General features: G+C 69.7%; 15 protein-coding genes. 8 read left to right on the top strand and 7 right to left on the bottom strand.

Annotation, left to right across the window (positions count from 1 at the left end):
- The 3 genes from I5E_RS20005 to I5E_RS19995 form a co-directional block, all read right to left on the bottom strand.
- Positions 1-667 (bottom strand): PTS transporter subunit EIIB (locus I5E_RS20005; RefSeq protein WP_022908545.1); only part of this gene is annotated, 667 nt, incomplete at its 3' end.
- Positions 668-714: 47 nt separating this feature from the next.
- The gene (gene murQ / locus I5E_RS20000; protein ID WP_022908544.1) at positions 715-1626 is read right to left on the bottom strand and encodes an N-acetylmuramic acid 6-phosphate etherase; all 912 of its coding nucleotides are present in this window, start codon (positions 1624-1626) and stop codon (positions 715-717) included.
- A gap of 10 nt (positions 1627-1636) precedes the next feature.
- Entirely contained in the window at positions 1637-2524 is an 888-nt protein-coding gene (locus I5E_RS19995; RefSeq protein ID WP_022908543.1) for a MurR/RpiR family transcriptional regulator, read from the bottom strand.
- A gap of 147 nt (positions 2525-2671) precedes the next feature.
- Here I5E_RS19995 and I5E_RS19990 point away from each other — a divergent pair, with 147 nt between their 5' ends.
- From I5E_RS19990 to I5E_RS19965, 6 genes are all read left to right on the top strand, one after another.
- Positions 2672-2941 carry a hypothetical protein gene (locus I5E_RS19990; RefSeq protein ID WP_148287067.1) on the top strand — a complete coding sequence of 90 codons (270 nt, stop codon included), beginning with the start codon at positions 2672-2674 and terminating at the stop codon, positions 2939-2941.
- Positions 2938-4815: an alpha/beta hydrolase gene (locus I5E_RS19985; protein ID WP_022908541.1), complete on the top strand. Its 1878-nt coding sequence runs from the start codon at positions 2938-2940 to the stop codon at positions 4813-4815. The genes I5E_RS19990 and I5E_RS19985 overlap by 4 nt, the downstream gene beginning before the upstream one ends.
- Positions 4816-4915: 100 nt before the next feature.
- A complete protein-coding gene (locus I5E_RS19980) occupies positions 4916-5362 on the top strand; it encodes a hypothetical protein (protein ID WP_022908540.1) in 447 nt (148 codons plus the stop codon).
- A gap of 149 nt (positions 5363-5511) precedes the next feature.
- Positions 5512-5958, top strand: a complete 447-nt coding sequence (locus tag I5E_RS19975) for a hypothetical protein (RefSeq protein ID WP_022908539.1) — start codon at positions 5512-5514, stop codon at positions 5956-5958.
- Positions 5958-6590, top strand: coding sequence for a hypothetical protein (locus tag I5E_RS19970; RefSeq protein WP_261975007.1), 633 nt, complete (start codon positions 5958-5960; stop codon positions 6588-6590). The genes I5E_RS19975 and I5E_RS19970 overlap by 1 nt, the downstream gene beginning before the upstream one ends.
- Positions 6591-6730: 140 nt before the next feature.
- A complete protein-coding gene (locus tag I5E_RS19965) occupies positions 6731-7153 on the top strand; it encodes a hypothetical protein (protein WP_022908537.1) in 423 nt (140 codons plus the stop codon).
- Between the two features lie 92 nt (positions 7154-7245).
- Here I5E_RS19965 and I5E_RS19960 read toward each other — a convergent pair whose 3' ends face one another.
- The gene (locus I5E_RS19960) at positions 7246-7806 is read right to left on the bottom strand and encodes an NUDIX hydrolase (RefSeq protein WP_369007695.1); all 561 of its coding nucleotides are present in this window, start codon (positions 7804-7806) and stop codon (positions 7246-7248) included.
- 179 nt (positions 7807-7985) lie between these two features.
- Between I5E_RS19960 and I5E_RS19955 the strand changes: the two genes are divergently transcribed.
- Positions 7986-8930, top strand: coding sequence for an ADP-ribosylglycohydrolase family protein (locus I5E_RS19955; protein ID WP_022908535.1), 945 nt, complete (start codon positions 7986-7988; stop codon positions 8928-8930).
- Between the two features lie 99 nt (positions 8931-9029).
- Here the strand turns inward: I5E_RS19955 and I5E_RS19950 are convergent, their stop codons facing one another.
- From I5E_RS19950 to I5E_RS19940, 3 genes are all read right to left on the bottom strand, one after another.
- On the bottom strand, positions 9030-9404 hold the full coding sequence (locus I5E_RS19950; RefSeq protein ID WP_022908534.1) for a hypothetical protein: 375 nt from the start codon (positions 9402-9404) through the stop codon (positions 9030-9032).
- 163 nt (positions 9405-9567) lie between these two features.
- Positions 9568-10044, bottom strand: a complete 477-nt coding sequence (locus I5E_RS19945) for a DUF4395 domain-containing protein (RefSeq protein ID WP_022908533.1) — start codon at positions 10042-10044, stop codon at positions 9568-9570.
- The gene (locus I5E_RS19940; protein ID WP_031263284.1) at positions 10041-10517 is read right to left on the bottom strand and encodes a thioredoxin family protein; all 477 of its coding nucleotides are present in this window, start codon (positions 10515-10517) and stop codon (positions 10041-10043) included. The genes I5E_RS19945 and I5E_RS19940 overlap by 4 nt, the downstream gene beginning before the upstream one ends.
- Before the next feature lie 201 nt (positions 10518-10718).
- On the opposite strand from I5E_RS19940, the gene I5E_RS19935 reads away from it, so the two are divergent.
- Positions 10719-10947, top strand: a 229-nt coding sequence (locus tag I5E_RS19935) for a DUF1653 domain-containing protein (protein ID WP_022908531.1), incomplete at its 3' end; no start/stop codon positions are given.

Below are 10947 nucleotides of genomic sequence, written 5' to 3'. Positions count from 1 at the left end.
CGAGCACACCGCCCTGCCCGGGAGCGAGGGTCTCGCCGAACACGGTGACGTTCGCGACACCGGCCGCGACGATGATGCCGCCGACGGCCCCACCGAGGATGGGCGTCCCACCGAACTCCTTCGCGGCGTTCATCCCGACGAACACAGCGAGTAGTGACAGGAACCCGCTGGACAGCACCGCGAGGAACGGCGTCACCCCGGGCAACCACCCGAGGTTCGTCAGGATCCCGTTGATCCCGGCGATGAGCCCGCACGCGATCAACGCGGGGATGAGCGGGATGAAGATGGCGGAGATGCGACGGATGGCGCGCATGGTGCGGCCGTCGGACCGGGCACGGGCGGATGCCTTGATCGACGCGCCCCGCGCCGCCAGCTCCTCGGGCGACACCGAAGCCGAAGCCGCACCCGGAACAGGAGCAGCACGCAACGACTCCAACGAGTCAGCCACCCGGTCCACGAGCCCCGGCCCGAGCACGATCTGCAGGTTCGACCCGGCGGCGATCGCGGCCATGACCCCGTCGGTGGCCTGCAGTGCCGGCAGGTCGACCGAACCGGGGGACGCCACCTCGACCCGCAACCGGGTCATGCAGTTCTCGACGTCGGCGATGTTCGAGGACCCGCCGACGGTGTCGAGGATCTGTTGTGCGAGTTGCTGTGCATCGGCCATTGATGGTGCTCCTCGGGGGAAAGGAATCGGACTGAGAAGGGAAGGCGTCAGGAGATGACGGCTCGGAGCGACCCGTCGGCAGCAGCGAGCTGCGCCCGGACGGAAGGCGCGGACGACCCGGTGAGGATCATCGCGATGGCCGTCTTCACCTCGCCGCCGGCGGCATCGAGAGCCGCGGCGACATCAGCGGAAGCAGCCCCGGTCACGTCCTGCACGAGCGAGAACGACCGGGCGACGAGCTTCTCGTTCGTCGCCCGCACGTCGACCATGCGGTTGCCGTACGTCTTGTTGCTGCGCACCATCGCGAGCGTGGTGAGCATGTTGAGGACGAGCTTCTGCGCGGTCCCCGCCTTCAGGCGGGTCGATCCGGCGATGAACTCGGGGCCGACGACGACGTCGATGGCGATGTCGGCCTCCCGCCCCGCGGCCGAGTCGGGATTGCACGCGACCGAGACGGACAGGGCGGACCTACGCCGCGCCTCCAGGACGGCCGCGATGACGTAGGGCGTCCTGCCGGACGCGCTGATCCCGACGACCACGTCGTCGGCCGACAGGCCGAGCGCGTCGAGGTCGCGGACGGCCGCTGCTTCGTCGTCCTCGGCGCCCTCGACGGCGGTGGTGAGGGCGACGTCGCCGCCGGCGATGACGCCGACGACCTGCGCGGGGTCGGTGCCGAAGGTGGGTGGGCACTCGCTGGCGTCGAGGACGCCGAGCCGACCCGGCGTGCCGGCACCGACGTAGATCAGGCGGCCGCCGCGTCGGAAGGCTGCGGCGATCGAGTCGGCGGCGAGGGCGATGGCCGGGAGGCACGGCTCGAGTGCCGCGGGCACGCTGCGGTCGAGCGCGTTCATGCGTTGGGCAGCTTCGAGGGTGGAGACGAGGTCGATGTCGTCGAGGGACGAGTCGGTTGCCTCGGTCGCGAGGTGCCGCAGCTCGTCGCGCAGGTCGTCGTGGTGCATGGTGCTCGATTCAGGGACGGTGGTGCGTGCGGACCGCGTGGCGGCTGCGTGCGAGGAGCGTGCGGGATCGGTCGTCCGTGCGCTGGGCGACGACGATGAACAGGGCGTCGACGATGGCGAGTTGGCTCATCCGGCTGCCCATCGCGGCGGGGCGCAGGTCGCTCTCGGCCCCGGCGACCCCGAGCAGCACGTGGTCGGCGTGGTGGGTCAGCGGCGAGGTGGCGTGGCCGGTGATCGCGACGACGGTGGCCTCGTGCATCTTGGCCTCGGTGGCGACCTCGAGCGCCTCCACGGTGGTGCCGGAGTGGCTCGTGATCACGAGGACGTCCCTCGGGCCGAGGACGCTCGCGAGGGTCAGGGCGTTGTGCGGGTCGTCCGCGATCGAGCTCGCGACGCCGATGCGTTCGAGTTTCAGGTGCAAGTCGCGGGCGACGATGCCGCTCGCGCCGACGCCGTACAGGACGACGCGTCGGGCCTCGCTGATGCGGACCGCGGCGGCTTCGAGTGCGATGGGGTCGAGCGTGGCGCGGGTGTCGCTCATCACGGCCCGGACGTCCTCGGTGACCTTGGCGATCACGGTGGCGACGTCGTCGTCGACGCTGACGCCCGCGTGGATCTCCGTTTCGCGTCGTTCGTGGATGCCCCGCTCGACGGCACGGGTCATGCTGCGCTGCAGTGCGGCGAAGTTCGCGAACCCGAGGTGCTGGGCGAAGCGGGAAACGGTCGCGGGGGAGACCCCGGCGCGGTCGGCGAGCTCGGCGGCGCTCGTGGTGGCCGCGGTGCCGGGGTCGTCGAGGACGGCGTCGGCGATGGCGCGCATGCTCGTCGGCATCGTGCCGGACTGCGTCCGGACGAGGGCGAACGCGTCGGCGCGGTCGGTGCGGTCGGCGATGGTCATGAGCTCCATGAAAGCGCATTGCACCGACACTCGCCAGTGCTGCAAGGTACTTTCGTGCTTCGACGTCGCGTCGCGGCTGGTTGCGCGACTGACATATCAGGCTATGCTGGCTGGGCGTTGATGCGTGAAGGGGCAACGTTGGGGGACTTGACGGTCGATACGTCGGTGATGCACTCGGTGGCGTCGAAGGCGAAGGACGCGGCGGCGGAGTTCGGTTCCGAGCGTGCGCTGTCCGGGGCAGACGGCGGGTGTTTCGGGTCCGACGTCGTGGCGTCGGCGTTCGCGTCGTCGGCACGGGCGCAGGACGCGATGGTCCGCTCGCTCGGTGATGACGCGGACACGCTGAGCCAGTTCGTGCAAGACGCTGCTTCGAAGATGGAGCAGGCGGACGCGGGTCTGGCGGCGAGGCTGCGATGACCGCCGATCCGACAGCGGGTGACCCGGACGGGATCCGTCGGCTTGCGCGCCTGCACACGCAGCACGCTGACGCGGTCCGTGCTGGGGCTCGGCACGTGGTGGATGCTGCTGCGGCGGCGCAGTCGGGTTGGACCGGGAGGGCGCAGGAGCGGTTCGTGTCGGTGGCGGCGACGGTGCCGGCGAGTGCGCAGCGCATCGCGGCGCGACTCGATGAGGCCGCGTCTGCCTTGGACACGTACGCGAGCGAGGTCCAGCGGATCCAGGACGAGGCGCACCGCGTGCAGACCGCTCAGCAGGACGCGGCCGACGACATCGCGGCGAACGCCAGCGCGATCCGCCGGGCCACTGCGACGGCGCAGAGCGCGGACGCGGTGGGGTCGGACACGGCGAAACTCCAGCAGTTGCAGAGCGGAGCGGCGAGCCTTGCCGGGCTGCAGGGGCGGCTGTCGGCGCAGTGGGACGAGTTGGTGACGCGGCGCGACGCTGCCGATCGACAGGTTGCCTCGGCTCTGGAAGCACCGGAGGTCGTCGGCAAGCTGCAGTCCGCTGCTGCCGTGGCGAAGATGAGTGACGGGCAGTTCCTCACGTGGCTCAGCTCGCTCGACAAGGAGTCGATCGCCGCATTGCAGGACGATCCGACGATTGCTGCACGCTTGGCGCGCATGGACGCGAAGGACGTGGCGCTGTGGTGGAACGCGATGTCCGGTCCGGACGGTGCGCACTCCGCTGAGCAGGATGCGTTCGTCGCGGCGATCCCGGCGGCGCTCGGGAACCTGAACGGCGTCGCCTACTGGGCGAGGGCGCGAGCGAACACGACCGTGCTCGCGGACAAGCTCTCCGAAGCGAAGCAGAAGACGTCGTACTGGCAGAAGCAGTTGAAGAGCGCTTCGAGCCCCGCGGCCGCTGCGGCTGCGAGAGCACAGCTCCAGACCTGGCAGCGGCAGCGCGACGGGTACCAGAACATCGATGATGCGCTCAACACGGGGACTGTTTCACTCATCTCGCTCGTCGATGACCGACCGCCGTTGGCGCAGGTCGCCTCCGGCGACATGGATGCCGCGAAGCACGTGACCTACATAGTGCCCGGGATGAACACGGCGACCTACCAGGACGGCACGGTTGGGAACTACGCTGCTATCGCGCGTGGCATGCGCGATGAGCAGCACCGTGTCGCCCAGGTCGACCGGAGCGAGATCGCGGTGGTGTCATGGATCGGCTATCACGGTCCGATGGCGGACGACCTGTCGTTCGCATCGGTCGTCGCGAATGGACGCGCTCACAAGGGCGCTGACGCTCTCGTTGCCGACTTGGACGGCTTCGATTCCGTCCGTGCGGCATCCGGCAGAGACGCAGACCTGTCGGTTGTCGCGCACTCGTACGGCACGAATGTGGCAACGATCGCGCTCACGAGGACCCACGCTGATCATGTTGTTCTCTTTGGTTCCGCGGGGGTCACGGACGTCGCGCCGAACGCAGACGCACTGCAGGTACCGCAGGGCGAGGTGTTCGCAAGCCAAGGCGCGAAGGACGGGTGGGCGATCACCGGGCAGAACCTGTCGGGACGGCAAGACCCCACGGACCCGTCGTGGAATGCCCATGACTTCAGCTCCGAGACGCAAGGTTCTGGTCCTGACGCGTTGCACGGCATCACCCACCATGGCCCGTACGACGGCCTCGAGGGCAATGAGCAGGGGCGCTACTCGTACTTCGACAATTTGACGACCGCGCAGTACAACGCCGCAAAGGCGACGATGGGCCTCGGCGATCAGATCCCTGAAGCTGGCTCCCCGTTCGATCGGATGCGGCAGCAGACGAAGGACAATTGGTTCATGTTCGAATGGCAGACAGGACTGACCGGTGATCCGACCAAGTAGGCGATATTTCGGCGGGATCGTCGTCGCAGTCGTCGTCGCCACGCTCGTCTCGGCGTGCAGTGAGACCCGCCCGCACGATCCCGCCAGTGAGGACGCAACAATGAACATCGAGCAATCCCACCAAGACGTTCTCAAGATCGTCGCCGCGGTCCAGGGCGTTGTCGGGAAGGATGGTTGGGCTGACGACGATGCGGGCTGGAACATCTGTAGCAGCGGCGGGACTGCCGCTGCGCAGTACACGTACGCGACGACGCGCAAGCTTCCCTTGCATGGTACTCCTGACGACGTCGCGGGAAAGGTTGCGCAAGCACTGGACGCGATCGGCTACGAAGGAGCGCGTGTGCAGCACGATACGACGCTGACACCGAAACGCACGGTGATCGGGTACCCCAACGGCTACAACGGAGGTACTGCACCGGACAAGTTCGGTATTCAGTTCCAGGTCAACGACGGATACGCCGACCTCTCGGTGTACGGACACTGCGTGCCCGGGAACGTGCCGAAGCTCGGCACCTCCCTGAACCCGCGCCCCACCGACGTTCCGTAGTGCAAATCGCCACGACAGGCCCACGTAGCGCCACTGCTCGTTGCAAAGCGCGAGCAGCCCTTGGACTCGTCCTCGCGACCTCGGCCGCTCTCCTGGTGACCGGGTGTGCCGGCTCAGGCTCCTCCGACGAGGCAACCGCGGACTCGACGATGACCCCGCAGCAGGCCCGCGAGAACGTCACTGACGTCTTCGACACGATCAAGAGCGTGGTGGGTGAGGATGGATGGGACGACGACTTCGAATCGTCGTGGGGTTCCTGCCCGTCGATGTCCGGCGCCTCCCAGTTCGGCTTGTACGCCGCGCGTCGGTCTCCGCTGAGCAGCTCACCGGATGTGGTGACGAAGCGGGTCGCCGCTGCGCTCGAAGCCTCTGGCTACGACGATGTGCGCATTCAGCACGACACGACACTGCAGCCACCGAGGACCGTGATCGGGTACCCGAATGGCTACAACGGCGGCACCGCGAACGACGGGTTTGGTATCCAGTTCCAGTCCGGTACTGACTACGCGGCGACGATCATCTCCGGCCACTGCATCTCCGGCGAGCCGCCGAAGCTCGGGACCCCGCTGAACCCGAGTCCCACGGATGCCCCGTGATGCGGCTCACCGCTGGGGAGCATCCCGGTGACCGATGGGCCATCGCGGGTGGATGGTGCGCACTCGTCGCGACCCTCATCACCGGCTGCTCCGACACCGAATGTCACGCCCCGGCGAGCAAGGACGCATCCATGCTAATGCAGGAGTCACATCAGGATGTGCTCGACACCTTCGCCGCGATCACGTCGGTCGTCGAAGACGACGGTTGGGCCGAGGGGACCGAGTCCGAATGGAACGGCTGCTCCTCTGAAGGCGGAGCGGGCGCGCAGTTCATGCTCACCGCGATCCGGAACCAGCCGCTCTCCGGCACGCCGGATGACGTGACCAAGCGGGTCGCAGAAACGCTGGAGTCGAAGCTGGGCATGAAGGGCATCCGAGTCCAGCACGATGAGACGCTGTCGCCTCGCCGGACGGTCATCGGATACCCGAACGGCTACAACGGCGGGACCGCTGCCGATGGGTACGGCCTGCAGTTCCAGACCGATCCCGGCTTCGTCGGCGCCATCATCTACGGGCACTGCGTGCCCGGCAGTCCACCCAAGCTCGGATCGCCGCTGAACCCACGCCCGACCGATCCCCAGCAGGAGCGCGCATCGACACATGTCCGAGCGTCAGACAGGATGCACCGGTGACCCCACGCTGGAGACGCTTGACCCAGATGGGCGGATTGGTCGCCGCCGTGCTCCTCTTGACCGCATGTTCCGGCACAGGTCCGCATGCTCCTTCCAGCAGGGACTCATCCATGACTCCGGAACGGTCCCACGAGAACGTGATGAGCATCTTCCGAGCGGTGAAGTCGGTCGTCGGCGCCGAGGGCTGGGACGAGGGGACCGAGTCGAGTTGGCTCGGGTGCTCCTCGAACGGTGAGGACGCCGCACAGTTCTCGCTCGTCGCCATCCGCAAGCATCCGTTGCCCGCGGCACCCGATGAGGTGACTCGAGACGTCGCGAAGGCGTTGCAGACCGACGTTGGGTTGGGCGGCGTTCCCGTGCAGCACGACGACACCCTGCGTCCGCCACGGACGGTCGTGTCGTACCCCAACGGCTACAACGGTGGGACTGCTGCGGACGGGTTCGGCGTGGAGTTCCAGTCTGGTACTGACTTCGCCAGCCTCATCGTGTGGGGTCATTGCGTGCCAGGGGAAGTGCCGGACCTCGGCACCCCTCTGAATCCGCGCCCCACCGATCTCCCGTAGTACAGCTCGCCGGAGACGTCGCACGTTTGTGAGCAGGAATGGTCGGTTCGCAAGCAAGAACCCGACCATTCCTGCTCACCAAGCGGGCGGCCTCAGGCGCGCCGGTACCGCGTCGCCGGCTTGCCCGGCCCGACGGCCGCGCGCGACCCCGTGTCGACGAGCAGCGGCAGCATCGCCCGGCGGAACGAGTCGGGCAGGAGCCGCTCGCCACGGACGGCCTCGTGCACGTGCCGCAGCTCCGTCATGGTGAACGGCTCGGGCAGCAGCCCGCGAGGGTCGGGTGCCGCGGCGTACGAAGCCCGCAGGGAGGCCACCGCGAAGGCCACGATGTCGTCGTGCCCGTGCACCATCCCGGTCGCGGTGTCGACCGGGACCAGCCGCGCCTGTGACGAGTTCAGCGACGACAGCGCCGAGAAGGGCACCACGTCGAGGTGCGCCACCGACAACACCCACCCGCGAGAGTCCCGCGAAGGGTCGTCGAACACGTGCAGTTGCGTCGGCGCCAGCCCCGTCACGCCGGCCTTGTCCGACAGCGACCGCAGGACCGCCGAGGCCAACCGCTCGCCCTCGTGCACGAACGTCCCGGGGAGCCGCCAGTCCTGCTCGGTCACATCGCGCACCTGCAGGACGGACAACGATTCCCCCACAGGCACGGTCAGGACCGCTGTGTCCACAGCGACGGATGGTCGTGGGTAGTCGACAAGGCGCTTGCCGGAAGGATCGCGGTACTCCGATGAGCTCACGACAACGAGTTTACGCACACTTGCGCAAACCACGTCGATCGTGCAGACTCGGATTTACGCAATTCCGCGCAAAATGACAGGAGGCGGCCATGCTGACCACCGAACAGACCGACCGGGCGATCGGCGCCGTCATCGGCTCCGCCGCGGGCGACGCGCTCGGCGCCGGCTACGAGTTCCGCCCCGCCGTCCCCGAACCCACCCCGATCCGGATGGCCGGCGGCGGCTCGTTCGGCTGGGCACCGGGGGAGTGGACCGACGACACGAGCATGGCCGTCCCGATCCTCCGCACGCTCGCGCGCGGTGGTGACCCCGCCAGCGAGGAGGCCCTCGATGGCCTGGTGGCGGCCTGGGCCGACTGGGCACGAACCGCGCCCGACGTCGGCATCCAGACACGCAACGTCCTCACGGGTCTGGAGGCGCGGGTCGCCTCGCACGCGCGCGCTGCGGCCCGGCAGGAACACGAGTACAAGGGGCAGTCGGCCGGCAACGGATCGCTCATGAGGACGGCGCCGCTCGTGCTCGGCTACCTGACCGGCGCGGTCGGCGAGGAGCTCCGGCTCGCCGAGGCCGCCCGGGCGATCAGCGACCTCACGCACTACGAGTCGGACGCCGGGGACGCATGCGTGCTCTGGTGCGTGGCGATCCGGCACGCGGTGCTCACCGGTGAGCTCGACGTGCTGCGCGGCCTCGACCTGCTCGACCTCGAGAAGCGCCGACTGTGGGTGGACCGGCTCGTCACGGCGGAGCACTCCGAGCCGGTCGACTTCACGGACTCGAACGGGTGGGTGGTGTCCGCGATGCAGGCGGCGTACTCGGCGGTCAGGCGCAGTTCGTCGCTCGAGGACGCACTCGTCCGCGCGGTCCGGACCGGGAATGACGCCGACACGGTGGCCGCGATCGCCGGTGGGCTCGCGGGTGCGCTGCATGGTGCGGCGGCGCTACCGGGCGAGTGGCGCGAACTGCTGCACGGGTGGCCGAGCCTGCGTGCGGACGACCTGGTCGCGCTGAGCGAGCAGGCGCTCGCGACGCACTGAGCCGTTGCGCGCTCGAGCCGTGGCGGCGGAGGATGTCGTGGGGGGATCCTCCGCCGTCACCGACGAGGCGGGGGCGAGCCGCGCCTCCAGTCCGTCTGTTCAGAGGGCGCTGCGCGCCCGCTCCACCGCCTCGATGAAGCGAGGGATGCCCCACAGCAGGAAGGTCGGCTCGATCCCGGTCCGCAGGGTGATGCGGACCTTCTCGCGCAGGCCGCTCGACACGTCGTCGAGTCGAGCGATCTCCTCGACGGGGATCCCGAAGTCGGAGCGGGCGAAGTTGAGCGGGTGGGCGGTGAACCAGAGGACCTCGGGCGTGAGGGTGAGGCGCCCGCCGACCTCGATCCGACGGCTCGGGCGGGAGCTGGTCGGGGGCGCGTAGCCGGGGATGATGTCGGACGCGCCGGAGTGCTCGTCGTCAGCGAGGTAGGTCGCGATCTTCTTGAGCAGCACCGTGGAGGCGTCGGTGTACGGCACGGCTACGCCTCCGCGGTCGTGCCGCCGGCGGTCGGGCGTGCTGGCGCGGCGTGTTCCCCCATGCGGTCAGCCTACGAGGCCGGTGCGGGGAGGCCGGGAGGCGCGGATCAGCTCGACGACGCGACGTGCGTCGCGTGGGTGGGTCGCGCCTCCTGGCCCGTGATCAGGCGGGCGTGCGCTGGCGGAAGACGCCTGCGCGGACCAGCCACACGTAGAGGAGGCAGCCGATGCAGACGTCGAAGACGGCGTTCAGGAACGCGGCGACGAGCGCGATCGCGGCGCCCACCGTGGCGGCGTACGGGACGCCGACGAGCGCGAGGACGAGGGCGAGGGCGGTGATGACGAGGCCGACCTGCTGGGCGAAGGTCGGGGGCTCCGGGGCCTCGAGTTCGGCGGGCGGGGCGAGTCTCGGGCGGACGAACCGGCGGAACAGGGCGCCGTACGGGTGGCGGCGGATGCCGGCGATGCCGCCGATCGCGAAGAGGACGACGATCACGGCGAGCAGCACGATGCCGGGCGTCCACGTCGCGGGGATCAGGGTGAGGACGATCGTCGCCGCGAGGAGGACGGTCGTGATGGCGGCGCCGAACCTCGGGGAACGGGGGTCGATGCCGCGGGCGGGGTCGTTCGTGGCGGTCATGGGGACTCGTCTCCGGGGGTCGGTGCTGCTGCTGTCAGGACGGTGTCGAGGGCTGCGGTGAGCTCGGCCGGTCGGGGCGGACCGCCGAACCGGGTGTGCACGGCGCGGCTCCGGTCGAGGAGCAGGACGGTGGGGGTCTGCATGACGGCGAAGCGTCGGGCGAGCTCGGGGCGCTCGGCGAGGTCGATCTCGAGGCGGGTGACGCCGGGGTTGGCGGCGGCGACGGCGTCGAGCTGACGACGGGTCGCCGGGCAGCGGGCGCACGTCGGCGTGGAGAACTGGACGAGGGTCGCGTCGGTGCCGAACGCCTCGGAGGGGGCGAGGTCGGCGGTCGCCGGGTCGGCGGCGGTGGTGGACGTGTCACGAGGCCGCGTCCGGCGGGCTCGACCGGTCCGGGCACGCAGGAGCAGGCCGAGGACTGTGGCGAGTGCGAGGACTCCCACGAGGACGGCGACGGCCGAGGCGACGGTCATGCCGTGACGGTACGTCCTCCGGTGGCTGTCGGGCACCGAGATGACCGCGTGTGACGGGCCGCGGCGCGCGGGTGTCGGGTCGCGGGCGGGCGGCGGGAGCCGGTTCGGGCGGGCGGGCGGGACGGCGACGGTCGCGTCGGTGCGTGCCGGCGCGGGCACGGAGCGGAGTCCGGGGACGGTACCGGCCCTAGCATCGGGAGCATGGTCGACGACGTGACGCCCGGACGGTACCGGCACTTCAAGGGTGGGGAGTACGAGGTCGTGCTCGTGGCGCGGGACGTCGAGACCGAGGAGCCGGTCGTCGTCTACCAGGCCCTGTACGGGGAGCGAGGGCACTGGGTGCGGTCGCTCGCGGACTTCACGGCGTGGGTGTCGCGGGACGGGTACGAGGGGCCGAGGTTCCTTCGGACGGGCGGTGTCGGCGGGCACC

It is taken from the genome of Curtobacterium sp. B18 (genome assembly GCF_000333375.1).
GTDB lineage: Bacteria > Actinomycetota > Actinomycetes > Actinomycetales > Microbacteriaceae > Curtobacterium.
Note: the sequence above shows the minus strand (reverse complement) of the source record. Positions and strands in the feature narration are given on the sequence as shown.

Coding starts and splice junctions, on each gene's coding strand:
- murQ (WP_022908544.1), bottom strand. CDS start 1,626: ATGCACCACGACGACCTGCGCGACGAGCTGCGGCACCTCGCGACCGAG.
- I5E_RS19995 (WP_022908543.1), bottom strand. CDS start 2,524: ATGACCATCGCCGACCGCACCGACCGCGCCGACGCGTTCGCCCTCGTC.
- I5E_RS19985 (WP_022908541.1), top strand. CDS start 2,938: ATGACCGCCGATCCGACAGCGGGTGACCCGGACGGGATCCGTCGGCTT.
- I5E_RS19980 (WP_022908540.1), top strand. CDS start 4,916: ATGAACATCGAGCAATCCCACCAAGACGTTCTCAAGATCGTCGCCGCG.
- I5E_RS19975 (WP_022908539.1), top strand. CDS start 5,512: ATGACCCCGCAGCAGGCCCGCGAGAACGTCACTGACGTCTTCGACACG.
- I5E_RS19970 (WP_261975007.1), top strand. CDS start 5,958: ATGCGGCTCACCGCTGGGGAGCATCCCGGTGACCGATGGGCCATCGCG.
- I5E_RS19965 (WP_022908537.1), top strand. CDS start 6,731: ATGAGCATCTTCCGAGCGGTGAAGTCGGTCGTCGGCGCCGAGGGCTGG.
- I5E_RS19955 (WP_022908535.1), top strand. CDS start 7,986: ATGCTGACCACCGAACAGACCGACCGGGCGATCGGCGCCGTCATCGGC.
- I5E_RS19945 (WP_022908533.1), bottom strand. CDS start 10,044: ATGACCGCCACGAACGACCCCGCCCGCGGCATCGACCCCCGTTCCCCG.
- I5E_RS19940 (WP_031263284.1), bottom strand. CDS start 10,517: ATGACCGTCGCCTCGGCCGTCGCCGTCCTCGTGGGAGTCCTCGCACTC.